This window comes from Halomonas sp. IOP_14 (assembly GCF_021021315.1).
Taxonomy (GTDB): domain Bacteria; phylum Pseudomonadota; class Gammaproteobacteria; order Pseudomonadales; family Halomonadaceae; genus Vreelandella; species Vreelandella titanicae.
Map to the genome: position 1 here is coordinate 1 of NZ_JAINWD010000020.1, position 23,215 is coordinate 23,215.

The window sequence follows — 23,215 nt, forward strand, 5'->3', positions numbered from 1 at the left end:
TGAGTGAAACCTCAACAGGCCCTAGTAGTTGACGCGGCGCTCAATAAAGCGGAACTGAATCATCGTTAATGCCACCACAATCACCATCAGAATCACCGACTGAGCCGCGGACGAGCCAAGGTTTAGCCCGACAAAGCCGTCGGCATACACTTTGTAAACCAGTATGTTCGTGGCCTGAGCGGGACCGCCTGCGGTGGTGGCGTGAATGATCGCGAAGGTGTCGAACATGGCGTACACCACGTTAACCACCAGCAAGAAGAAGGTGGTAGGCGTGAGCAGCGGGAAAATAATCGTCCAGAAGCGCTTAGTCGGGCTGGCGCCGTCAATGGAGGCGGCTTCAATCAGCGATTGCGGGATTGACTGTAAGCCCGCCAGGAAAAACAAAAAGTTATAGGATATCTGCTTCCAGGCGGCGGCAAAAATCACCAGCAGCATGGCGTCACTGCCCGAGTTACGGTGGTTCCACTGGTAACCCACCATTTCCAGCATATAGGGCACAATGCCGATAGAGGGGTTGAAGATAAACCACCACAACACGCCCGCAAGGGCGGGGGCGATGGCGTAGGGCCACACCAGTAGCGTGGTGTAGGTGCTGCGTGAGCGAATCATCCGGTTGACGGTACTGGCCAATAAAAGCGCCACTGTCATCGATAGCAGGGTAGTGCCCACGGCGAATACCACCGTCACCGATAGCGAATTGACATAACTGCCGTCACGAAATAGACGGGCAAAGTTCTCAAGACCCACAAACGTTGAGCGCAGCCCAAAGGCGTCTTCGCGCAGTAGCGACTGATACAGCGCCTGGCCCGCAGGCCAGATAAAGAAAATCAGTGTCACAATCACCTGGGGCGCCAGCAGCGCGTAGGGCAAAAAGCGACCAGGGTAGGTCATGCGTTTGGTTTGCATGGGCAGCTCTGCAAATTGTTAGCAAAAATAAGCATCAACAAACGAAATCGCCGCCTACCCAGAAGGGTAGGCGGCGAAGTGAGTACTTATTTACTGGTTGGCAGCTTCAAAATCACGGAGCAGATCATTGCCGCGTGCTACTGCTTCATCCGCTGCTTCCTGACCCGATTTGTCACCGGTCATCACCGCTTCCATCTCTTCGGAGATGATGTCGCGAATCTGCACGAAGTTACCAAAGCGTAGGCCTTTGGAGTTCTCGGTCGGCTCGTTGAGAGTCATCTGTTTCAGCGAAATATCCGCGCCTGGATTCTCTTCGTAGTAGCCCTGTTCTTGGCTCAGATCCCAAGCGGCCTGAGTGATGGGCAGGTAGCCAGTTTGCTGGTGCCACTGTGCCTGTACTTCGGGCTGGGAGAGGTACTCAAAGAACGCCGCAACGGCTTCGTATTCGTCATCGCTATGGCCCTGCAGTGCCCACAGAGTGGCGCCACCGATAATTGAGTTCTGCGGTGCGCCTTCTACGTCGTCGTAGTAGGGCTGCATGCCAAAGCCAACTTCAAATTCTGAATTGGCGGCGACATCCGCACGTGAAGCAGAAGAGCCGAAGAAAATCGCGCAGTCCTGGGAGTAGAACATCGGCTCAGAGTCGGGGCCGGAGCCGGGGCCACCCCATTTAAAGACACCTTCTTCCTGCCAGTCGTGGAGGTTGTCCCAGTGGCGAGCGACCAGCTCATTGTTGAAGGTAAACTCGGTTTCCATACCGCCAAAGCCGTTTTCCAGTGTACCTAGCGGCACGTTATGCCAAGCGGAGAAGTTTTCCAGCATGACCCAGCTAGGCCAGGAGGTGGTAAAGCCACAGCTGGCCGCACCAGAGTCGACAATTTGGCGTGAAAAATCGGCCACTTCGTCCCATGTTTGTGGGGGCTGCTCGGGATCCAGGCCTGCTTCTTCAAACATGTCCCGGTTGTAGTACATGATTGGCGTAGAGGAGTTAAACGGGAAAGAAAGCATATTGCCGTTGGTGTCGGTGTAATAACCCACGACGGCGGGCAGGAAGGCTTCTTTATCGAAAGCGCGGCCATGCTCTTCCATCAGCTCGTACACTGGGTAGATGGCGCCTTTGGCGTTCATCATGGTGCCAGTGCCGACTTCAAACACCTGCAGGATATGCGGCTGCTCGTTGGCACGGAAGGCGGCGATCGCGCCCGTCATCGTTTCGGTATAGGTGCCGCGATAGCTGGGAGTAACGTGGTAGTCGTCTTGAGACTCGTTGAAGTCTTGGGTCATCTCTTCGAGAATTTCGCCCAGTTGGCCGCCCATGGCGTGCCACCAGCTAATCTCTGTTGCCGCCTGAGCAGACAGGCTTAGGCTGGCCGTCGCCACCCCTACGGCAAGCGCGTGCAGTGTGAAACGAGACATAACAAGCTCCTTATAGGCCTGAACTTAGTCAGGCGTGCAATGCGTTTGTTGAGATTTTTAGATGCACTGAACAGTAAGAAGTGTAGATGACGTTTTAGTGAATGCACGATGAACCTGCCGTGACAGTCAACATTGCGCTGCCAGCAGGCCTACTGAGTAGGAAAAGGAAGAGGGCGATGATAGTGTGATAGGAAGAGTCCAACTAACGAGAGCAGTATGACTGACGTGACCACTTTACTGACGAAGCTGGTGTCATTCGATACCACTTCCAGTGAATCTAATCTGGCGCTGATTGAGTATGTGGAAGGCTATTTGGCCGAGTATGGCGTTAGCGCCGAGCGGGTGATGAGCCCCTGCGGTACCAAGGCCAACCTGATCGCAAGAATTGGCCCAGAGGCGCCGGGCGGTGTGATGCTTTCCGGGCATACCGATGTGGTACCGGTGGCGGGGCAGCCGTGGTCGAGCGATCCGTTCACCCTGCGTGATGGTGGCGATGGGCGCCTTTATGGGCGTGGCACCTGCGATATGAAAGGTTTTATCGCCTGCGTATTGTCGATGGTGCCCACTTGGACGAAAGCGCCTCTGCAGCAGCCGATTTATCTGGGTTTCTCCTATGACGAAGAGATCGGCTGCGTGGGTGCGCCAAGCCTCATTAAGCGCTTTTACGAGCACTACTCCACCACCGCCCATGTGATTGTCGGCGAGCCCACCAGCATGCAGCCAGTGGTAGCGCAGAAAGGGGCGACCAATCTGCGTACCACCGTGATTGGTCAGGAAGCTCACAGCAGCCAGGTCAATCAAGGCACCTCAGCCATTCACGTAGCGGCAAGGCTAGTGACCTTTATTGAGGACACCATGGCGGCGTTGGTGGAAGAGGGGCGCATCGATGAGGCCTTTAACGTGCCTCACACCAGCCTGCACGTCGGCAAAATCAAAGGTGGTACGGCGATCAATATTATGGCGCGGGAGTGCCAGTTCGAGTGGGAAATTCGCCATCTGCCCACGGACACCTTCGACGAAATATACGCGCGCTTTGAGGCCTATTGCGCCCAGCTAAGCGCTGAGCTGCAGGCCAAAGGCAAGCACGTTGAAATTACTACTGAGCCGCTAAACGTGACAGTGCCGGGCCTGGCCGACCGCGAAAACGATCAGGTACTTCGCCTAGCCAAAGACCATTTGCCAGCAGTGTGCTGCGACCACGCGGTGGCTTACGCCACGGAAGCGGGGCAGTTCCAGGGCCAGGGCTTGCAGACAATAATTCTTGGCCCTGGCAGCATCGCCCAGGCGCATCAGCCCGATGAATATATTGATATTGAGCAGCTTGAAGCGTGTGAGGATTTTCTAACGAAGATGGGTAGAGCGTTAGAGAAGACTGTCTAACTAGCTAATCACTGCCCAAAAAAAATCCCACCCGGTTAATGGGGTGGGATTTTTTGTAGTGCTTTCATACCATGTCGCTTTTTCAGTGCTGAGGATGTTGTTCAAACAGCTCAGCTTTGGCATGGCGCATCACATCTTCGCACGCCTGCTGTTGGGCTAACTGCGTTAGCAGGCGTTGAGTTACTTCGAAGCCCTTGCCTAAGCAAGTGTCGACTTCCTGTTGGCTAACCGCTGGCGTCACTCGGTAATCGATTTTTACCGTGCGCCCACCACCTTCCAGCCGATCCGCAACTCCCCTGAGCCGCCACGCGATTTTCTCTTTCCAAGTTGCTGATTCTTCCGCGCCTTCGTTTACGCTAAACGTGCACTGCCATTCCGGTTTAAAGACCTTCATAGGAGAACCTCCAAAAATTTTGGAAAGAATGATCGATCGTGTTTCGTACCCCATCGTCTGAATGTATTGCCCCACTACTATATACCTAACGCAGCATAAATATCGAACAATAGTGATACGCGTCGGGCGACGCGCATAGGGCGTATCGGTTAGGCTATAAAAGATGTGACTAACGAGCTTTTCTATGACCTCCACAACTAATCCAAGTTGCCCCTGTGGTAGCTTATTAACGCTTGATAAGTGCTGTGGCCGTTATCACCAAGGCGGGCTTGCCCCCACGCCTGAAGCTTTGATGCGCTCTCGCTATGTGGCTTTTGTGCTAGGGCGTAGCGACTACCTGTTGGCGACATGGCACCCCTCTACCCGCCCTGCAGAGCTTGCGCCTGATCCTGACGCTGAGTGGAAGTCGCTATCTATCGTCTCCGCAGAACCGCCGCTCGACAATATCGGTTACGTGCATTTTCGTGCCTGTTTTTATGAAAGGGGGCGAGTGCAAAAAGGCTGGCATGTATTAGAAGAGGTCTCCCGCTTCGTTAAAGAGCAGCAACGCTGGTGGTATATAGACGGAACACCCACGCTTACCCGCCTGAAACCACGCCGCAACGACCCGTGCTTATGTGGTAGTGGGCGTAAATTAAAGGTATGTTGCGGTGAATAGTGGCATCGTTCAGCCTCACAAAGCCGAACCGCAATGGTATCTCTATTTGCTGGAGTGCCAGCGCGGCACCTATACCGGCATTACCAATAACCTGGCAAAGCGTTATCAAGCGCACTGCACCGGCAAAGGGGCGCGTTATACTCGTGCGAATCCGCCCGTTGCGCTGTTGGGTGCCGAACCGTTTGAAGACCGCGCCGCTGCAAGCCGGGCTGAATATCAGTTAAAGCAACAATCGCCGAGCCAAAAGCGCCGCTGGGCCAAGCAGTGGCCTGTACAATTAGAAGCTAACTAGTATCTTTACCGTTAGGCGTAGATTAAGGAACCCACATGCTGACGTTTTATTCAGAGGATAGCCGTTTACGCCAAGCGCGCACGGAGTTGCACGATGGCGCTTTGGTGACTCCGTTTGAGTGCCCCGAACGCCTTGATCTAGTGCTAAAGCATCTTCACCAGTCCGGGCTTGGCGATATTCGTACCCCTAGCGCTTATGGGTTAGCCCCCGTATTAGCGGTGCATGACAAAGAGTACGTAACGTTTCTAGCCAACTGTTGGCAAGAGTGGCGGGCGGCTGGGCATGAGGGGGAGGCGATTCCCAATATTTGGCCCGCACGAACCATGCGTGGTGACCGCATCCCGCGATCGGTTAGTGGTCAGCTAGGCTACTACGCGCTGGCGGCGGAAACGTCGATCTCAGCAGGCACCTTTGAAGCCGCCATGGCGAGTAAAGACGTGGCGTTAGGCGCGCTAGAACATACGCTACAAACCGGCGAACCCAGTTTTGGTTTATGCCGGCCGCCAGGGCACCACGCCGCGTTTGATCAGTTTGGCGGTTACTGCTTCTTTAACAATGCCGCCATTGCCGCCCAGCGAGCGCTGGATGCAGGCAAACGTCGGGTCGCCATTCTTGATGTCGACTTTCACCACGGCAACGGCACCCAGCAGATTTTCTACAAGCGTGATGATGTGCTGTTTATCTCACTGCACGGCGACCCTGAAGTCACATTTCCTTACTATTTGGGCTACGCTGATGAAAACGGCGAAGGGCAAGGCAAGGGCTTTAACGTCAATTACCCGTTGCCTCCGGGCACCAGCGTTACCAGGTGGATGGCCACACTTGAGCTAGCCTTGGCGCAAATTAAAGCCGCGGAGTGTGAATGCCTGATCGTATCGTTAGGGGTCGATATCTTCGAAGGTGACCCCATAAGTGCCTTCACCTTTACCAGCGCAGATTTCACAGCGTTAGGTGAGCGCCTGGCCCAAGTAGGCTTACCCAGCGTGTTTCTGATGGAAGGGGGCTATGCTGTAGATGAAATAGGTGTCAATGTAGTCAACGTGTTACAAGGTTTTGAACAGGCGCTATAAAACGGTCTGGAACTGCATCTAAACAAGGGTAAAGGTTAACCGTGACAGCGGCCCCTAAATCGGGCAGGCTATTGCCCTTTCAACGGGGCAGGGAGCTCAAGCGTGGCAGTGTATGGTGGAATTCAGGCACATGAATTGGAGCGTTGGCTTAATGCGTTAACTAACGCTGCCTATGACCGACGCTGCCCGCTGGTAAAAGTACACGGTGGCAACGCCCGTGCGCGTACCGCCCGTCAAGACCTCCTTCATTTGGCGAACGACTACCGCTGCGGCGATTCTAGCCGCGAAGAGAGCGCAGCCGACCTTGGTCGCTGGTGCCAAACCTACCTTTCAGAGGCCGAGTGGTACGTGCTGGTCGGCACCCGTCAAGCACCTTCCCAGCCGCAAAGCGAAGAAGAACGAAGCCTCACCGTGCTCAAGCAGCACCGGGTGGGGTAACAGCACCCATCAGCACTAACTGCGATCAAAAGCTCCTGCGATGGGGCTTTTTTTGTGCGCGAGATGTATGTCTTAACAGGTAGCCGAATTTTTTAATGGCAGAAGAATTAGTAGGTGCTTAATAACGATGTATTGACAAAAGTTTAATAAGATGAGTAGTTTGAAAGGATATGTCTACTCGACTAACGTTTTAAAAAAACGCTATCTAAGAGCAGGGGGCAATACATCTTGTGACCATTACACCAGCGCTATCGGTTCGCTCCTTGGGCGTGAATTTTGGCTCCAACCAGGTTGTTAAAAACCTGAGTTTTGATGTTTATCCCGGTAAAACGACGGCAATCGTTGGCGAATCTGGCTCGGGTAAATCGGTGACTTCACTGGCTATTATGCGCTTGGTGGAGTACATGAATGCTGAGATTACCAGCGGCACAATACTGTTCCACCGTGACGCCAGTGGCTCTCAACCGCAAGATCTTACCCAGCTTTCGGATAAGGCGATGCGCAAGATACGTGGCAAAGAGATTGCCATGATTTTTCAGGAGCCAATGACATCGCTGAATCCGGTTTACACTATTGGCGATCAGATTACCGAAGTGCTGGTATTGCATGAGAAGCTAACCCAAGACGCGGCGCGGGTCGAAGCAGTAAAACTGTTAAAACTGGTGCGCTTGGCCGATGCTGAAGCGCTGTTAAAACGATACCCCCACCAGCTATCCGGCGGCATGCGCCAACGAGTGATGATAGCGATGGCGCTGGCCTGCCGACCAAAAGTGCTGGTTGCCGATGAGCCCACCACCGCATTGGATGTCACCATTCAAGCGCAGATACTTACCATCATGCGTGACCTGCAGCAGGAACTAGGGATGGCTGTTATCTTCATTACCCACGATATGGGGGTGGTGGCGGAGATGGCCGACCAGGTAGTAGTCATGCGCCATGGCGAAAAGGTCGAGGAAGCCTCGGTGGAGGAGATTTTCGCCCGCCCCCAACACCCCTATACCCAAGCACTGTTAGCGGCGGTGCCTAAACTTGGCAGCATGCAGGGCGAAGTCCTTCCACGCATGGATCCATTAGTGGTGCTGGATGGCAATGTTGCGCGCACTCTGGGTGAAAGTCGTCAGCAGGATACCGCTAGAACCGATGCAGCCCCGGTGGTGGAGATAGAAAATTTAGTCACCCGCTTCGATATCCGAAAAGGCTTCTTTGGGGGGGTTAGCCATCGCGTCCATGCGGTGGAAAATGTCAGTTTCAGCATTTTTCCTGGAGAGACGCTGGCGCTGGTAGGGGAGTCGGGATCTGGCAAGTCGACCATCGGGCGCACCATTCAGCAGTTGCAGGAAAGCACCAGTGGCACGATACGCTTTGGTGGCAAGGCCGTAGCCGATATGTCCCGGGCAGAAAAAATGCGCCTGCGCCAAGAAGTGCAGTACATTTTTCAAGATCCGTTTGCCTCCTTGGATCCCCGCAAAACCGTGGGCTTTTCGATAGCCGAACCCATTCGTACGCACGGCTTGTTGCACGGTGCTAAAGCAATCCGTCAGCGCGTTAATCAGTTACTTGAGCGCGTTGGTTTGAGTGCTGATCAGGCTGAGCGCTATCCCCATGAATTTTCCGGCGGCCAGCGCCAACGGGTATGTATTGCCCGCGCTCTGGCTTCCAAGCCTAAGTTGATCATTGCTGATGAAGCGCTATCCGCCCTCGATGTTTCCATCCAGGCGCAGATCATTCACCTGCTCATGGAGTTGCAGCAAGACGAAGGCTTGGCCTATCTGTTCATTAGTCACGATATGGCAGTGGTGGAAAAAATGAGCCACCGCGTAGCGGTATTACACCTTGGCCAAGTCGTTGAGTTAGGCGAGCGCCGAGCGGTGTTTGATTCGCCTCAGCACTCCTATACACGCAAGCTGTTGAGCGCTGTGCCCGTGGCCGACCCCGCACAGAGGCGGGAGCGTACATTGCTGCAGGGCGATATTCTTAGCCCCATTCGTAAGGTCGGTGATGAGCCAGAACATTGGCCATTAGTGCAGGTGGCTAGCGGTCATTTCGTTGCCCAGGAAGTAGGCAGCGCCGAGCGTTTGGCATCATAGTTAGTTTCCTGATGGTATAAAAACTGTGAGACAACAACAGGAGTAATCCCATGAAGAAAAACAAACGCGTGCTCAATGGTGCCATCGCCGGTATGGCTCTGAGCGCTGCCTTCTCTGCCTCTGCGCAGGCTGGTTCATTAACGATTGCTTCGCCGCAAGATCCGGGTAGCTGGGATCCCATCGACACTTTTTTGGTGAATTGGGCCTCGGTTGCCACCAATATTTTCGATGGTTTGACTTATCGAGGCCCTGATTTAGAGCTGGTGCCCGGTCTGGCAACCGAGTGGGAGGAACTGGATGATGGTACCCGTATCCGTTTCACTCTGCGTGAAGGCGTCACCTTCCATAATGGCGAGCCCTTCAATGCTGAAGCGGTAAAGTTTACCTTTGATCGCTTATTAGGTGAGGAAGGTGGGCAGGGGCCCCAGCGCTCCAACTACACGGCGATTGAAAGCGTGGAAGTCATCGATGAGTACACAGTTGACTTCCACCTGAATGAGCCCGACCCAGTACTGCTCACTAAGCTAGCAGGCTACGGGGCGATGATTGTGCCACCGGAGTATCTGACCGAGCATGGTGATGAACACTTCAATACCCATCCGGTAGGCACTGGGCCTTTCAAAGTAGTGGAATATAATCCTCGTGAAGACGTTCAGCTTGAGGCCTTTGCTGACCACTGGGGCGGCGCGCCGAAACTTGACGAAGTGACTTACCGCTTTATCTCCGAGCCTTCCACCGCCGTGGCTGAACTGCAGGCTGGGCGGGTTGATATCGTTATTCCGCCGACGATTCCTATCGGCATGATCGACACCATCAATAACCACGACGGCGCCAGCATCGTTAGCGTGGCTTCGCCGACGGTGGAAGCGATTCGGTTCAACACCCAATCCGGTATTACCGCCGACGAACGCGTGCGTAAAGCCTTGATCATGGCCGTGGATCGACAGGCGATTATCGACTCCATCCTGGCTGGTGAGGGAGAAATGATCGCCAGCTTCCAGGGCGCTCAGTCCTTCGGCAACGACCCTGATATGGAGCCCCTGCCGTACGATCCGCAGCAGGCTCGCAAACTGCTGGATGAAGCGGGCGTCGAGCAAGGCGCAACAGTACAGATTGATGTGCGCGGTAACGACGCCACCTTTGGTGAGGTGGCCCAGGTAGTGGCGTCTTACCTACAAGGGGTGGGGATTACCGCTTCGATCCAGCCATATGAAACCAATGTGCTACTTAACGACATTATCCCGGCAGGCCGCACTGGGGAGATGTTCCAGCAGAAATGGGGCGGTTGGACGTTCGACTTCGACAATACCGCTTACCTGATGTACCACACGGGCGAACGCTGGAATCCTTATGATAGCGACGCTGAGTTAGATGAAATGCTCGAAGCCCAGCGCAGCATTACTGATCAGGAAGAGCGAGAAACGCTGCTCCAGGCGATTGCGCAGTATACCCAGGATCGCGCCTTGGAAATGCCGCTCTATAGCATCAATGCCCTCTACGGTGTCAGTGACCGGGTGGAGAATTTTGAACCTGCCCCGGATAACCGTATGCGTTTAACCAACGTGGACGTTAGTGAATAAACGTGACGCCATCCGGCCGCTTGAAAGGGCGGTCGGCTCTTCACACTGACACTTCACAAAAGCTTCATGTAAGCGTTTCGGGCTTGGGGTCATAGTGGCAAAATTTCTTCTTTATCGAATACTGCAGGCCGTCTTTGTGGTGATCGCCGTGACGCTGATCGTCTCTTTTGCGATCAGGTTAACCGGTGATCCGGCGGTCATGCTGGCGCAAGGGGCGGGTAGTATTACCGAGGCGGATCTGGAAAGGATTCGTGAAGCCTTGGGTTTGAATCAATCCTTCCTGGCCCAGTACATCGGTTTCCTGCGCGGTCTGGTGGTGGGTGATTTTGGGCGCAGCTTTATGGGCGGAACCCCAGTGAGTGACTTGATTGGTCGCGCGCTGCCCGCCACCTTGGCGCTGGCTTTTGCCTCGCTGTTTGTGTCTATCGTGGTATCGATACCGCTGGGTATTAAGGCCGCGGTATCGCGGGGAAGGTGGCCCGACCAGATGATCAGGATTTTTTCCCTGATCGGGCTCTCTTTTCCTAACTTCTGGCTGGCCATCATGCTGGTGCTGCTGCTCTCCATCACTTTTAATCTGCTGCCGCCCAGTGGCATGGAGGGCTTCTCCAGCTTCATTATGCCCGCGGCGACGATGGGGATCATTCTAACCGCCACCAACGTGCGCCTTGTGCGAACCACTATGCTGGATACCCTCCGCTCTCAGTACATCATGGTGGCGCGGGCAAAAGGCCTTTCCAACACGGTCGTACTCTACAAACATGCGCTGCGTAACTGCTCCATTCCGCTGATCACCTATTTTGGTTTGCAGTTCGGTGGTCTGTTGGGCGGTATCGTGGTGGTCGAGCGTGTCTTTAACTGGCCAGGACTAGGCACCTTGGCTTTCGAAGCCGTATCGGCCCGGGACTACCCCGTCTTACAAGGCGTTATTACCGTGCTCTCGTTAATGATCATCTCCATTAACCTGCTTGTTGATATCGCCTATGGCCTGGTTGACCCCAGGGTGCGCAAGGAATAACCATGACCGCAGCTATTAAAACCGACAAATTGAAACGCTTTAAAAACCTTGAGTTTATCCTTGGCGTACTGCTTGTGGGCGGTATTGGTTTAGCGGTGATCTTCTCCGGCTGGCTATTTCCCGGAGGAGGTTCAGAGCTTAACTTAGCCTACCGTTTAACGCCGCCACTGGTGGAGCCTGGCTTTCCCCTGGGCACGGATCCATTAGGCCGGGACGTGCTCGCGCGGGTGATTATCGGCGGTGAAATCTCGCTAAAAGTTGGGGTCTACTCCGCCCTTGGGGCGGTGGTGATCGGCATCATTATGGGGTTGGTATCCGGCTACTACGGCGGGTTCCTGGATATGATCGTGATGCGCTTTGCCGACGTGCAGCTCGCGCTGCCCTTTATTCTGCTGGCGATTACCTTTATCGCCGTGATTGGTGGCGGGCTAACCAATATGATTATTCTGCTGATTATCTCCCAGTGGGTGCAGTACGCGCGCTTGGTGCGCGGCTCGGTGCTATCGCTGCGCGACCGCGAATTTATTCTGGCGGCCAAAGCGATTGGGGTGAAAGATATTCGTATTCTGTTCCAGCATCTGTTGCCGAATCTGATTGGCCCCGTCATCGTGCTGATGACCCTCAATGTGGCCAATAATATTCTGCTTGAGAGCAGCCTGACCTTTTTAGGCTTGGGCGTGGATCCAGTGATTCCCAGTTGGGGCGGCATGCTGGCGGAAGGGCGTACCTATCTGCAAACGGCGTGGTGGGTTAGTGTGTTCCCTGGCTTGGCTATTCTGTTAACCGTGCTAGGGCTGAACCTGCTGGGTGACTGGCTCCGGGATGCCTTGGATCCCACCGGACGCACCTCCTTATGACCAACGATCCCCGTATCGAGATCTTGTTAGAGCGCTCGTTTCCACGCACCACGCGATCTTTGCTTGATGAGTACGCCACGCCTGCCTATCAAGGCTATCAGTTGGAGGCGTGGGTCTTCGACGATGAAAGCGAACGCCAAGCCACAGAAACGGCCTTCAAGGCTGCTGGTATTAGTGCGCGCCTGCGCAGTGCCTATAAGCCCCTGGTGCACTTCTTTTTAGAGGAGTTCTCGTGGGCGTCGCTGCGGTCGCTGGTAATTGAGTACCCGGTGTTAGCACATGCGCCGCGCCGCTTTCTGCTGGAAGCCTACCCGCTGGCGGCGCTACTTCCGCAAGGTGTAGCGCTACGCTGGGAAGAAGTTGATGCTACGCCTGCCACTATTTCAACCACCATTTCTACACCTCTTCATTATCGCGTTCGTGTGGAGCGTAGCACTGGGGAGCGGGAAACGTATTGGGTTGATGCACCTAACCGTCAACATTTAGATCATGTAGATGAAGCACAGTGCTCACCCTGTGGCTGGCTGCGGCTCACCTCTCCCAATGGCGAGGTAAGCGAGTCAATTGTTGAGACGGACTATGAAGCGCTGTTTCAAGCGGCGATGGCGACGTTATCCTCAACCCAGTGGCAGACAGCATCGCCCTACTTTGAAGAGCTCAACTTTACGGTGCAGTTGCCCTGTAGTGACCGCCGTTTAGCGTTGGACGATGAGCATATCAGCCTTGCCGAGGCGCTCCATGAAGAGCTCTATTTCTCAGCGCTGGAGTATTTTCAGCGCCGCGCAGGTTTGGCGCTGGGGGATCGATCCATTCAGCCGGGGCAGATTGTGCCGGAAGTCTCCTCTCAGGGGGAGCGAGCCTATTTAAACGTCAGCCTACGGCCTTTGGATGCCTCCCAACTGCCGCGGGCCGAGGTCGAACTGGAGAGCGCTCAGCAGGCCATCGGCGTTGAACAAATAGAGGTGTTATTGGCAGCGCTGGGTGGTCAGACGTTACAGGCCAAGACACGAGCGGGGAGAGCGGTAGAGGCGCGTTATATCGTCGGCAGTGACCGCGCCGTTATGATCAGTGCGGGGCAGCATGCCAACGAAACCTCCGGCGTGGTGGGGGTGTTGCGTGCTGCGGCGCAGCTTAGCGGTGAGCCTGAGGCCCACTTCGTCATTTCGCCGCTGGAAAACCCTGATGGCTACGCATTGCAAGGCCGGCTCGTCGCCACTCAGCCACGCCATATGCACCACGCGGCGCGCTATACCGCCTTTGGTAATGACCTCCAGAGCCAGCCGCTTGGGCAGCCATTTGAACATGCTATTCGTGAACAGGCATTTGCTTTCAGTAATGCCGGACTGCATATCAATCTGCACGGCTACCCGGCCCATGAGTGGACGCGGCCGTTAAGCGGTTACGTGCCCCGCGGCTTTGAGATGTGGACGATTCCCAAGGGCTTCTTTTTGATCCTGCGCCATCAGCCAGGCTACGAAACAGCCGCCGAGCAGTTGGTGGAAGCCGTTACCCAGCAGCTTGCGCAAGTGCCTGGGCTGGTCGAATTTAATGCCGCGCAAATTGCGTTATTTGAGACTCATGCAGGAGCGTTAACCTTCCCGATGTTGAACGGCTTCCCCTACCTAATCTCGGAAGATGCCAATCAATTAACGCCATTGATGCTGATCACTGAATACCCTGATGAAACCCTAACCGGCGAGCCCTTTGTGCAGGCGCATACCGCGCAAATGGCAACGGTGGTGGCGGCCTATAAGGCCTTTCAAACGCTCTTATTGAATGCTTAATCTCAATGACGGCGAGACTGTCAAAATAGCATCGCACTGATACAATGGATAAATGAACAGTGCTTTCGCGACACCTACCGCCTCCCTTGATGACCCCTTCTATTACCTGACGAACTTTCGCTTCGTTTTGGCCTGGGTGGGGGAGCGCCACGCTGATTTGCTCGCGGCAGACGAGCTCGCTTTTCTTGAACAGTTTGAGAGCTTACCGCAAGCCTCCCAAGCGCTGCTGGTGCGCATGGTGATGCGCAAGGGCGAGCTGTTTCGGCTCAGCAAATTAAGCTACGCCGAGGTGGGCGACAGTGCCAGCGCCATGGCGCCCTTGATGTCGCTAGGTTGGGTCGATAGTGAATCGGTGCTTAGCGTTGATGAGCTGTTTAACCAGCTACGCTTGGCCGAACTGCGCCAGGCGTTGGTAGCGGAGATACGCGCTGCCGGGCTGAGCGCCTCAAGCGCTAAAACCGTGCTCTACGACACGCTGGCGAGCCAGCTCAATGAACCCAAGCGGTTATGCCAGTGGTGGCCCGAGGCAAACGATCCAGTTCTGCGGCTAACAGTCATGGAAACCTGCGACCGCCTGCGCCTGATGTTCTTTGGCAACCTGCGCCAGGACTGGGCCGAGTTCGTGTTAACCGAGCTTGGCCTCCAGCGTTTTGAAAGTGTGCCCTTCACGCCAGAGTCCCGCGCTTTCCAGTCGCGCCATGAAGTGGATACGTATTTAGCGCTCCATCGTCTGCGCCAACGTCTGGACGACGGCGAGCTGCCCGCCGATCTATTCCCTGAAATGCCACCGCCTGCGGATAACCGCTGGCTAGCCACACGGCGCGCGCGGTTACTGCTCCAGTTGGGCCGTGAGGCAGAGCGTAGCGGAGACGCAGCGCTAGCGCTGAGACTGTATCGCGAGTCCGCCAGTAGCGAAGCGCGCATTCGGCAGTTACGTGTGTTGGAGCGCCAAGGCGAACACACTGCGGCCTTTGAGCTGGCGACCCAAGCCCTCAATAGCAGCCCCAACGAAACCGAGCACCAGGCGCTGGCGCGGATTCTGCCCCGCTTACGGCGGCGGCTTAAATTGCCTGCTGAGCCGAGTGACCCCGAACCCACTCATGAGCGCTGGGACTTATCATTGCCTGGGCCGCAGTGGGTCGAACGCGCCGTGGTCGAGGTACTCAGCGAGCCTGGGGCGCCGATCTACTACGTGGAAAATGCGCTGCTGACCGGGCTGTTTGGTTTGCTCTGCTGGCCAGCGATTTTTGCTCCATTGCCAGGCGCTTTCTTCCACCCCTTCCACAATGGCCCGGCAGATTTATACCGCGACGATTTCGTGGCGCGGCGTCGAGACGCTTTCGATGCCTGCCTGGCGCACCTGGAAGGCGGCAGTTACCGCGAAGTGATTCGATCGACCTGGCGGGAGAAACACGGCTTGGCGTCCCCCTTTGTGCACTGGACGATTGTCGATGAACCGCTGGTTGAGCTGGCGTTGACGTGCATTCCCGCCGTGCACCTACGCCTGTGCTTTGAGCGGTTGCTGGGGGATCTGAAAGCCAACCGGGCCGGGCTACCGGATTTAATTCAATTTATGCCCGATGCGCCCGTTGGCGAGCCACGCTATCGGATGATTGAGGTCAAAGGCCCCGGCGATCGGCTGCAGGATAACCAGCGCCGCTGGCTTACGTTTTTTCACCGCCATGCCATGCCCGTGGCGGTGTGTTACGTGAGCTGGTCGACTGGCGACGAGCCTGAACCATGAGCGCGACCTATCGCGTGGCAGTGCGCGCGCTGTGCGACTTCACTGCTCGGCAGGGGGATCTCGATCACCGTTTTACCCCGGCGCCCAGTGCGCGCGAAGGGATGGAAGGGCATACGCTGGTGACCAGCCGCCGGGGAGAAGACTATCTCGCTGAACTGCCCCTGTCGGGGAAGTTTGAAGGGCTGATAGTTACCGGCCGCGCCGATGGTTTCGACCCCACGGCCAACCACCTGGAGGAGATTAAAACCCACCGTGGCAGCCTGGAGCGCATGGCGGATAATCAGCGCGCCCTCCACTGGGCGCAGGTAAAAGTCTACGGCGCGTTACTGTGTGCTGAGCGTGCGCTGGAACAGATTACCTTGACGTTGGTTTATCTGGATATTGCCAGCGGCAAAGAGACCCCGATCAGCCAGGAAGCCACTGCCGACGAACTCCAGGCGTTCTTTGCCGATCAGTGCCAACGCTTCCTTGCCTGGGCAGAACAGGAGGCCGGGCACCGTCAGGATCGCGATAGTGGCCTGCAGACCCTGCGCTTTCCCCATGCTGCGTTTCGCCCCGGCCAGCGCGAACTCGCTGAAGATGTTTACAAAGCTGCCAGCACCGGGCGCTGCCTGCTCGCCCAGGCGCCCACCGGCATCGGTAAAACCATGGGCACGCTGTTTCCGATGCTTTCGGCCATGCCCCGCCAGCAGCTCGATAGGATCGCCTTTCTGACCATGAAAACCCCCGGCCGCCGTTTGGCGCTGGATGCCCTGGCTACACTGCGCACTAGTGATGAAACACTTCCTCTGCGGGTGCTGGAACTGGTGGCGCGGGAGAAAGCCTGCGAATACCCAGATCGCGCCTGCCACGGCGAGTCGTGCCCATTGGCCGCCGGCTTTTACGATCGCCTGCCTGCAGCACGCCAAGCGGCGGTGGATCAGGGATGGCTGGATCGCGACGCGCTGCGCGAAGTGGCGTTGGCCCACGATGTTTGCCCCTATTATCTCGGCCAGGAGCTGGCGCGCTGGGCGGATGTGATCGTCGGTGACGTCAATCACTGGTTCGATAGCCACGCCCTGCTGCACGGTTTGGCCCAGGCCAACGATTGGCGAACGGGCGTGCTGGTCGACGAAGCGCATAATCTGATTGAGCGCGCCCGCGGCATGTACAGCGCCGAGCTCGATCAGCAGCGTTTCAACCGGGTTCGCCGTGCTGCGCCCAAAGCGCTCTCCCGGCCCCTGGGTCGTTTGTCCCGCCAATGGCAAGCGGTGATTAAAGAAGCAGGGCTGGAAGAGGAGGGCGACCCCAGGAAACCGGCCTACCGGCTGCTTACGGTATTGCCCGACAAGCTAGTCACCGCTGCCCAACAGGTGGGCGCCGCCATCACTGACCACCTGGGTGAGCACCCCGAAGATGCCAGCCTGGAACTACAGGAATTGTTATTTGAAGCGCTGGCATTCTGCCGCCTGGCGGAGCGCTTTGGTGAGCACTCCCTGTGTGATCTTACCCGCTATGGGCGCGGTCGGGCGGTGTTGGGGTTACGCAATCTGATACCCGCCGATTTTCTGGCCGCACGGTTTAACGCGGCCCACTCAGTGGTGCTGTTTTCGGCGACGTTAAACCCTGCCCACTACTACCGGGATCTGCTGGGCTTGCAGGAAAACACGGTATGGCGGGAAGTGGCATCGCCCTTTACCGCGTGTCAGTTGGAGGTGCGTATACGCACGGATATCTCCACGCGTTTTCGGGATCGGGACGCCTCTATCGATCCTATCGTCGCGGCCATGGCGCAGCAGTATCAGCGCAAATCAGGCCACTATTTAGCGTTCTTCAGCAGCTTTGCTTACCTGGAGGCAGCGCTGGCGCGGTTTCGCGAGGCGCACCCGGAAGTACCCGTTTTCAGCCAAACCCGCGGGATGCCGGAAGCGCAGCGCGAGGAATTTCTGGCGCGCTTTGCACCCGGTGGAGAAGGCATCGGCTTTGCGGTGTTGGGCGGTGCCTTTGCAGAAGGCATCGACCTGCCCGGCGACCGATTGATCGGAGCCTTTATCGCCACCTTGGGACTACCGCCGTTTAACGACTTTAACGAAGCGCTTAAAGCACGACTAACCGCCCGCTTCGGCCAAGGTGACGACTATACCTACCGCATTCCCGGCATGATCAAAGTGGTGCAGGCCGCAGGTCGCGTTATTCGCAGTCCAGAAGATCAAGGGGTTGTGGTATTAATGGATGATCGTTTTGCCCAGGCCAGCGTACGTGCGCTATTGCCACGCTGGTGGGGAGCTTAATAGGCCATCGCTTTTGCTGATGGAGAGCCTGGGTAACGAGCGAATCTGCAGCAAGCTATATTGGCAGCAGATACTGACTGTCCAGTTCTCATGTTGCCACTGCCAAGCGTGGGCACCCCCACCGGGAAGCAGTCGAGAAAGACGAGTGCCTAGTACATGATGGGGCGTTTTACCGCAGAGGCTATCAAGCTTGAACAACGCCTCGTGAAGTGTCCAGGCTCGATAGAACATGCTTAAAGGGGCAGTGGACGCCATTATCTCATGGCGCACATCGGCTTCAGGCAAGCACGCTACCAGTCCGCTTAGCCGGTTTCTGTGTCGGGAACGCACTTGCTCGATATCAATGCCCACTGGCACCGTGGCGATCCCAGCGATAACGCGCAGGCCGCGATGGGAGAGGCACGCCCGCCAGGGGGAGGGAAGCGCGGGATGCCGCGGTGCGCCGCATCCTCTGGGCGTCCACTCATCCACTGGGCAGTGGAAACCGTGTGCTGCCGTGAGCTGCGAGAGCAGTTCTCTTCCCAGCCGTGATAGACAAGCCCCGCTGCTATCAGCGGGAGCTTGTACTAACAACATGTCGAGACGAGGCGTCATTATTAACGCAGGGTGACCACATCGCCGCGTAAGGCGACGCCTGCCATGATGGCCCCGGCATGGCACTCGTATTCAGTATTTGATGCCATCGGCTGACGGTCGTAAAAGCTTTCTATATTGACGACCGCATTGCCACCTTCGGCTTTGATACGATCTTGCAGGCTGATTAGCGCTGATAACATGACCCATTGACAGGCTTCTTCATCAGACTTGTTGAAAGCATTGGTCTTTTTGCTGGTAACGAAGTTGCCATACTCGTTGGCGACCTCGCCGTGCGGGGTATCGGCAAAGAAAAAGCGGATGTCGGGATCGAGCCGTTCCCTGGCTGCAGGCGTATTCATGGCCTCTTCAATCGACAGCATGTGGGTGGTATCCCGTGCATAGCTAGTTGTGCTCAGCAGCAGAGCCCCCAGTAACATAGTGAATAAAATCAATCCTCTGGTCATTTAGCGTTCCTTTTCGCTGGGTTGTAAGCACCTGATACCAGGCACCTTGAGTGGCACGGGGTCGTGCCTTTAGAGCCAACGCCGGAAGATCAACGAAGTGTTGATACCGCCGAAGGCAAAATTATTGCTCATGACATAGTCGCAATCGATATGACGTCCTTGACCGCTTAGGTAGTCGAGTGCTGCACAGGCGTCGTCGAGCTGGTCAAGGTTAGCAGTGCCATGGAACCACCCTTCACGCATCATCTCGATAGCGACCCAGGCCTCCAGTGCGCCACAGGCGCCCAGTGTGTGGCCGGTAAAGCTTTTGAAGGCACTAATCGGGAGTTTTGAGCCGAAAACGGCATGGGTGGCATGACTCTCGGCGATGTCCCCACGGTCGGTGGCAGTACCATGGGCACTGACGTAGCCGATCTGTTCTGGCTGCAAGCCAGCGTCATCGAGCGCCTGGCGAATAGCCTGCTCCATGATGCGGGCGTCGGGCTGAGTAACATGGCGGCCATCGCTGTTGGTGCCAAAGCCCACTAGCTCGGCGTAGATGTTGGCCCCCCGTGCCAGGGCGTGCTCAAGCTCTTCAAGGATCAAGGTGCCAGCACCTTCGCCGATCACCAGACCGTCGCGCTCGGTATCGAAGGGACGTGGGGAGGTGTGTGGCGCATCGTTGCGGGTGCTGGTGGCAAATAGTGTGTCGAAGACAGCTGCTTCAGAGGCCGATAGCTCTTCACAACCACCGGCAATCATCGCTGTCTGGCGCCCGAAGCGAATGGCTTCATAGGCGTAGCCGATGCCCTGGCTACCCGATGTGCAGGCACTCGAGGTGGTATAGATGCGTCCGCGCACACCGAGGAACACACCAATGTTGACCGGCGCGGTATGGGCCATCATGCGGATATAGGAGTTCGCATTAAGCCCATCGGTCGACTTGTTGATTAACATGTTGCCGAAGTCGGCGACGGCGTCGGGCTCTCCCGCTGACGCGCCATAGGCGATCCCCATTTGGCCACTCCCTAAGAGCGTCGAGTCAAGTAGCCCTGCATCCTCTAGTGCCAGTTCGCTGGCACGGGTCGCCATTTGTGCTCCCCGGCCCATGCTGCGCAGTGCACGGCGATGGTAATGCCCGGGTAGTGTGAAGTCGTTGACGGGAGCGCCGAGCCGAGTGTTGAGACCTTCGTAGCTATCCCAGTCATCCATATAGCGAATACCATTTTGTAGTCGCTCGAGGCGTGCACGCATACTTGGCCAGTCATTACCGATCGGTGAGAAACCGGCCATCCCTGTAACCACCACTCTGCGACCGAGCCCATCCTGGCGTAATGTGTTGTTTGGCATCAGCACATTCCTCCATTGACGGCGAAAACCTGCCGCGTGATATAGCCTGCATCGTGCGAGCACAGGAAGCTCACCGTGGCCGCCACTTCTTCACAGGTTCCGGTGCGGCGCATGGGAATCAGCTTGAGTGCTTCTTCATTTACCAATTCATCTGTCATGTCGGTATCGATCAGCCCTGGGGCGACGCAATTGACCGTAATTCGCCGTTTGGCCAGTTCCACCGCCAACGCCTTCATCGCACCGATCAGTCCGGCCTTGGAAGCGCTGTAATTGACTTGGCCACGATTGCCCATCATTCCCGAAACGGAAGACATCACGACGATACGGCCGGGTGCCCGGCGGCGAACCATCGGCATGACCAAGGGTTTAACGACGTTGTAGAAGCCATCGAGATTGGTGTGAATGACGCTATCCCAGTCTTCATCGGAGAGAGCGGGGAAGGCGCCATCGGCGGTAATGCCAGCGTTGCAGACCACTCCATAATAGGCACCATGTGCTTCAATGTCGGTCTCTATGGCATGCCGTGCGGCGGCACGGTCAGCGACATCAAAACATAGCACGCGGGCACTGCGCCCCAGTGCGCGTATATCGTTGGCGACCGCTTCGGCGTCTGCCTGGCGTTGACGGCAGTGCAGCACGATATCAAAGCCATCCCGCGCCAGGCGCAGGGCAATGGCGCTGCCGATGCCGCGGCTTGATCCGGTGACCAGGATGGTATTCGTCATAAGGTGCTCCCTTGTTGAATAACGTCCAGCGCTTGCCGCGTTTCGGGCTGAAAGACGTTGAGTGTAGCGTTGGCGATAGGCTGATTATTAGCGTCAAACAAACGCCCATAAAAAGCGCCCAGGCCATTGTCAGCACGAAAATTGAGTTCAACTTCAATACGTATCGGCTGGTCGAAACTGAAAAACGGTGCCTGGCATTGATAGCGACGAGTGCCGAGCAAAAAGCCGATTTTCGGTTTGTCGCCACCCGCCACGGCCTGAATGCCAGCCCAGGCGGCAATCGCCTGGGCAAGCCACTCCAGTCCTACCCAGCCAGGTATGCCATCGTGGGTGGCAAACAGGTCATCGCGTTGAGGCGTTACGCTGGCATGCAGGTGTTCTTCGCCCACCGCGAGTAGCGTATCCAGTAGGCACATGCCATAACGATGCGGTACGTAAGGGGCGATATCGCAAGGCAAATCAGGTAAGCAGGAGAAGAGTGAATCATTCATTAAAACGTTCCAACAGCAAGGCGATGTTGTTACCACCAAAAGCAAAGGCGTTGCTGACAGCCCGATGGCAGTCGTGTTGGGTTGCCGTGGCGTAATTCAGCGATGGTAGTTGCGGGTCGATCTCACCATCGTGAACCTGGGGTGGAAGACGACCGGCGTTGAGCGTTAACCAGCAGAACGCTGCTTCCAATGCACCGCAGGCACCTAAGGTATGTCCCGTCAACGCCTTTGTTGAGCTACATGGCAGCTTATCGCCGAAGATATGCGCGACCGCAATGGCTTCCATGCTGTCGTTCTGGCGTGTCGCAGTGCCATGTAGGTTGAGGTAATCAATGGCCGTGGCGGGTAGTTGAGCCATCTTCAAGGCGGCTTGAATGGCGCGAATAGCGCCCTGGCCGTCGGGCCGTGGCGCTGAAATATGGTGGGCGTCACTGCTCTCGCCGTAACCACTGAGCTGAATACCGCCGGTTTCGGCGGTGACCAGAAACAGCGCTGCTGCTTCTCCGAGGTTGATGCCATCACGGTTGGCTGAGAAGGGCTGGGAGGGGTGATCGCTGAGCGCCTCAAGAGAGGCGAAGCCATTGACTGTCAAGCCACAAAGGCTATCGGCGCCACCAGCGATAACTGCGTCGCAGATACCGCTCGTCAGCAAGCGTTTGGCACTGGCGAGAGACCGGGCGCTGGAGGTGCAGGCAGTGGACAGTGTGTAGGCTGGCCCCTCAAGGCCTAGCCGCTCGGCGATGAACTTGGCCGGCGAGCCGATTTCATGGCGTTGATAATGGAAATCGCTAGGCCACTTGCCTTCTTTCATTCGCTCTCCCACAGCCATTTCGGTTTCACCGATTCCCGAGGTGCTGGTACCGAGCACCACGCCGATACGCGCTTGGGGGCTGCGTTTGCGAAAGGCGTCGAGTGTCGGTGCCAGCCGCTCTAGTGCAGCGGCCAGCAGTTGGTTGTTGCGCGAGCGGTGCTCCGGTGGTAAATCGCGGGCATCGGGTAATGCAGTGGTTACCCGTCCTAGTGGCAAGGAGCGGCCTGGTGTAAACACGTCGTCATACACCAGCCCACGCCGACCGTTGAACAGGGCGTCGGTGATTGCCGCTAAGTCGTCGCCAATCGAGCAGACCAGTGCTGGCGGCAGCAGGCGGCAGGGTTGCGCCTGAAAGGAAGTCACTGGGCTGAGCATGTGGCTGCCGTCCGGTCGGTGTCATCAAGTCGTGCAATATACAATCGGTAATTAGCCTCAATGTCTTCTATTACCCGACATGAGGCGTCACCACTGATACGAGCGATGACGCGCTGATGGTAGCGAATGGTACGACCCTTTTGATCCTCTTCCAGCGACCAGGCACTGGTGTGGAAGGCTTGGGAAATAGCTGTTGAGGGCCATAGGCTCCAGCTCAAGCGACTGGCGAGCCATTCGGCCGAAAAGGGTGGCTCGAACGAGGCATCGTGAAGAAAGTGGCTCCCATCGTCATCATGTACCAAGGTCAGCAAGCGCTGGCCTTGTGGGCTGAGTATGGCCAGACGCAACGACATGTCGTCGTGGCGCAGCACTCCGATCATTTCATGCCGTTGGTCGTGATGGTAAAACGTCAGGCGTTGCATCTGCGTCTCCATCTCCGGCAACGTTGATAGCCCCGGAAGCGTAGCGACCGGCCGTCCGGCGCAGCCGGCCAGTAGTGTTATAGCGATGATCAGCCATGCCTGACGCACGAAAGGGGGTAACTTCATGG

22 protein-coding genes are annotated in these 23,215 nt (G+C 56.5%); 12 read left to right on the forward strand and 10 right to left on the reverse strand.

Annotated features, from left to right (window positions below):
* Positions 1 to 21: 21 nt before the first annotated feature.
* Positions 22 to 906, reverse strand: a complete 885-nt coding sequence (gene ugpA / locus K7H09_RS14255) for a sn-glycerol-3-phosphate ABC transporter permease UgpA (protein WP_009288107.1) — start codon at positions 904 to 906, stop codon at positions 22 to 24.
* Positions 907 to 996: 90 nt separating this feature from the next.
* Positions 997 to 2,322 (reverse strand): sn-glycerol-3-phosphate ABC transporter substrate-binding protein UgpB, encoded by a 1,326-nt coding sequence (ugpB, locus tag K7H09_RS14260; RefSeq protein WP_041158917.1) that lies wholly within the window; start codon positions 2,320 to 2,322, stop codon positions 997 to 999.
* A 216-nt stretch (positions 2,323 to 2,538) separates the two neighbouring features.
* On the opposite strand from ugpB, the gene argE reads away from it, so the two are divergent.
* Entirely contained in the window at positions 2,539 to 3,702 is a 1,164-nt protein-coding gene (argE, locus tag K7H09_RS14265; protein ID WP_041158918.1) for an acetylornithine deacetylase, read from the forward strand.
* A gap of 82 nt (positions 3,703 to 3,784) precedes the next feature.
* Here argE and K7H09_RS14270 read toward each other — a convergent pair whose 3' ends face one another.
* A complete protein-coding gene (locus tag K7H09_RS14270; protein WP_022520780.1) occupies positions 3,785 to 4,096 on the reverse strand; it encodes a hypothetical protein in 312 nt (103 codons plus the stop codon).
* Positions 4,097 to 4,280: 184 nt separating this feature from the next.
* On the opposite strand from K7H09_RS14270, the gene K7H09_RS14275 reads away from it, so the two are divergent.
* The 11 genes from K7H09_RS14275 to K7H09_RS14325 all read left to right on the forward strand — a co-directional run bounded on the left by K7H09_RS14275 (position 4,281) and on the right by K7H09_RS14325 (position 17,894).
* Entirely contained in the window at positions 4,281 to 4,754 is a 474-nt protein-coding gene (locus K7H09_RS14275; RefSeq protein WP_041158919.1) for a YchJ family protein, read from the forward strand.
* A complete protein-coding gene (locus tag K7H09_RS14280) occupies positions 4,747 to 5,046 on the forward strand; it encodes a GIY-YIG nuclease family protein (protein ID WP_052475668.1) in 300 nt (99 codons plus the stop codon). Before K7H09_RS14275 ends, K7H09_RS14280 begins: the two co-directional genes overlap by 8 nt.
* 35 nt (positions 5,047 to 5,081) lie before the next feature.
* Positions 5,082 to 6,116, forward strand: a complete 1,035-nt coding sequence (locus K7H09_RS14285) for a histone deacetylase family protein (RefSeq protein WP_027958175.1) — start codon at positions 5,082 to 5,084, stop codon at positions 6,114 to 6,116.
* 102 nt (positions 6,117 to 6,218) lie between these two features.
* Positions 6,219 to 6,554, forward strand: coding sequence for a hypothetical protein (locus K7H09_RS14290; protein WP_022520776.1), 336 nt, complete (start codon positions 6,219 to 6,221; stop codon positions 6,552 to 6,554).
* A gap of 230 nt (positions 6,555 to 6,784) precedes the next feature.
* Positions 6,785 to 8,641 carry an ABC transporter ATP-binding protein gene (locus K7H09_RS14295; RefSeq protein WP_052475669.1) on the forward strand — a complete coding sequence of 619 codons (1,857 nt, stop codon included), beginning with the start codon at positions 6,785 to 6,787 and terminating at the stop codon, positions 8,639 to 8,641.
* Positions 8,642 to 8,691: 50 nt separating this feature from the next.
* Positions 8,692 to 10,221 carry an ABC transporter substrate-binding protein gene (locus K7H09_RS14300; protein WP_041158922.1) on the forward strand — a complete coding sequence of 510 codons (1,530 nt, stop codon included), beginning with the start codon at positions 8,692 to 8,694 and terminating at the stop codon, positions 10,219 to 10,221.
* Positions 10,222 to 10,315: 94 nt separating this feature from the next.
* Complete coding sequence (locus K7H09_RS14305; RefSeq protein ID WP_009287871.1) at positions 10,316 to 11,239, forward strand: ABC transporter permease; 924 nt, start codon at positions 10,316 to 10,318, stop codon at positions 11,237 to 11,239.
* Positions 11,240 to 11,241: 2 nt separating this feature from the next.
* A complete protein-coding gene (locus K7H09_RS14310) occupies positions 11,242 to 12,096 on the forward strand; it encodes an ABC transporter permease (protein WP_009287872.1) in 855 nt (284 codons plus the stop codon).
* Complete coding sequence (locus K7H09_RS14315) at positions 12,093 to 13,880, forward strand: peptidase M14 (protein ID WP_230805004.1); 1,788 nt, start codon at positions 12,093 to 12,095, stop codon at positions 13,878 to 13,880. The genes K7H09_RS14310 and K7H09_RS14315 overlap by 4 nt, the downstream gene beginning before the upstream one ends.
* A gap of 52 nt (positions 13,881 to 13,932) precedes the next feature.
* Positions 13,933 to 15,624: a VRR-NUC domain-containing protein gene (locus K7H09_RS14320; protein WP_230805006.1), complete on the forward strand. Its 1,692-nt coding sequence runs from the start codon at positions 13,933 to 13,935 to the stop codon at positions 15,622 to 15,624.
* Positions 15,621 to 17,894 carry an ATP-dependent DNA helicase gene (locus K7H09_RS14325; RefSeq protein ID WP_230805008.1) on the forward strand — a complete coding sequence of 758 codons (2,274 nt, stop codon included), beginning with the start codon at positions 15,621 to 15,623 and terminating at the stop codon, positions 17,892 to 17,894. Before K7H09_RS14320 ends, K7H09_RS14325 begins: the two co-directional genes overlap by 4 nt.
* Here the strand turns inward: K7H09_RS14325 and K7H09_RS14330 are convergent.
* The 7 genes from K7H09_RS14330 to K7H09_RS14360 all read right to left on the reverse strand — a co-directional run bounded on the left by K7H09_RS14330 (position 17,868) and on the right by K7H09_RS14360 (position 23,213).
* Complete coding sequence (locus K7H09_RS14330) at positions 17,868 to 18,488, reverse strand: 4'-phosphopantetheinyl transferase superfamily protein (protein ID WP_141440139.1); 621 nt, start codon at positions 18,486 to 18,488, stop codon at positions 17,868 to 17,870. The genes K7H09_RS14325 and K7H09_RS14330 overlap by 27 nt on opposite strands.
* Before the next feature lie 2 nt (positions 18,489 to 18,490).
* Entirely contained in the window at positions 18,491 to 18,934 is a 444-nt protein-coding gene (locus K7H09_RS14335; RefSeq protein ID WP_041158925.1) for a hypothetical protein, read from the reverse strand.
* 69 nt (positions 18,935 to 19,003) lie between these two features.
* Positions 19,004 to 20,263, reverse strand: coding sequence for a beta-ketoacyl-ACP synthase (locus K7H09_RS14340; RefSeq protein ID WP_039859926.1), 1,260 nt, complete (start codon positions 20,261 to 20,263; stop codon positions 19,004 to 19,006).
* A complete protein-coding gene (gene fabG / locus K7H09_RS14345; RefSeq protein WP_039859927.1) occupies positions 20,263 to 20,988 on the reverse strand; it encodes a 3-oxoacyl-ACP reductase FabG in 726 nt (241 codons plus the stop codon). The genes K7H09_RS14340 and fabG overlap by 1 nt, the downstream gene beginning before the upstream one ends.
* Complete coding sequence (locus K7H09_RS14350; RefSeq protein WP_230805010.1) at positions 20,985 to 21,479, reverse strand: hotdog family protein; 495 nt, start codon at positions 21,477 to 21,479, stop codon at positions 20,985 to 20,987. The genes fabG and K7H09_RS14350 overlap by 4 nt, the downstream gene beginning before the upstream one ends.
* Positions 21,472 to 22,665: a beta-ketoacyl-ACP synthase gene (locus K7H09_RS14355; RefSeq protein ID WP_051052116.1), complete on the reverse strand. Its 1,194-nt coding sequence runs from the start codon at positions 22,663 to 22,665 to the stop codon at positions 21,472 to 21,474. Before K7H09_RS14355 ends, K7H09_RS14350 begins: the two co-directional genes overlap by 8 nt.
* The gene (locus K7H09_RS14360; RefSeq protein WP_230805012.1) at positions 22,650 to 23,213 is read right to left on the reverse strand and encodes a DUF3261 domain-containing protein; all 564 of its coding nucleotides are present in this window, start codon (positions 23,211 to 23,213) and stop codon (positions 22,650 to 22,652) included. The genes K7H09_RS14355 and K7H09_RS14360 overlap by 16 nt, the downstream gene beginning before the upstream one ends.
* Between the last annotated feature and the right edge of the window lie 2 nt (positions 23,214 to 23,215).

Coding starts and splice junctions, on each gene's coding strand:
- ugpA (WP_009288107.1), bottom strand. CDS start 906: ATGCAAACCAAACGCATGACCTACCCTGGTCGCTTTTTGCCCTACGCG.
- ugpB (WP_041158917.1), bottom strand. CDS start 2,322: ATGTCTCGTTTCACACTGCACGCGCTTGCCGTAGGGGTGGCGACGGCC.
- argE (WP_041158918.1), top strand. CDS start 2,539: ATGACTGACGTGACCACTTTACTGACGAAGCTGGTGTCATTCGATACC.
- K7H09_RS14270 (WP_022520780.1), bottom strand. CDS start 4,096: ATGAAGGTCTTTAAACCGGAATGGCAGTGCACGTTTAGCGTAAACGAA.
- K7H09_RS14275 (WP_041158919.1), top strand. CDS start 4,281: ATGACCTCCACAACTAATCCAAGTTGCCCCTGTGGTAGCTTATTAACG.
- K7H09_RS14285 (WP_027958175.1), top strand. CDS start 5,082: ATGCTGACGTTTTATTCAGAGGATAGCCGTTTACGCCAAGCGCGCACG.
- K7H09_RS14300 (WP_041158922.1), top strand. CDS start 8,692: ATGAAGAAAAACAAACGCGTGCTCAATGGTGCCATCGCCGGTATGGCT.
- K7H09_RS14310 (WP_009287872.1), top strand. CDS start 11,242: ATGACCGCAGCTATTAAAACCGACAAATTGAAACGCTTTAAAAACCTT.
- K7H09_RS14315 (WP_230805004.1), top strand. CDS start 12,093: ATGACCAACGATCCCCGTATCGAGATCTTGTTAGAGCGCTCGTTTCCA.
- K7H09_RS14320 (WP_230805006.1), top strand. CDS start 13,933: ATGAACAGTGCTTTCGCGACACCTACCGCCTCCCTTGATGACCCCTTC.
- K7H09_RS14325 (WP_230805008.1), top strand. CDS start 15,621: ATGAGCGCGACCTATCGCGTGGCAGTGCGCGCGCTGTGCGACTTCACT.
- K7H09_RS14330 (WP_141440139.1), bottom strand. CDS start 18,488: ATGACGCCTCGTCTCGACATGTTGTTAGTACAAGCTCCCGCTGATAGC.
- K7H09_RS14335 (WP_041158925.1), bottom strand. CDS start 18,934: ATGACCAGAGGATTGATTTTATTCACTATGTTACTGGGGGCTCTGCTG.
- K7H09_RS14340 (WP_039859926.1), bottom strand. CDS start 20,263: ATGCCAAACAACACATTACGCCAGGATGGGCTCGGTCGCAGAGTGGTG.
- fabG (WP_039859927.1), bottom strand. CDS start 20,988: ATGACGAATACCATCCTGGTCACCGGATCAAGCCGCGGCATCGGCAGC.
- K7H09_RS14350 (WP_230805010.1), bottom strand. CDS start 21,479: ATGAATGATTCACTCTTCTCCTGCTTACCTGATTTGCCTTGCGATATC.
- K7H09_RS14355 (WP_051052116.1), bottom strand. CDS start 22,665: ATGCTCAGCCCAGTGACTTCCTTTCAGGCGCAACCCTGCCGCCTGCTG.
- K7H09_RS14360 (WP_230805012.1), bottom strand. CDS start 23,213: ATGAAGTTACCCCCTTTCGTGCGTCAGGCATGGCTGATCATCGCTATA.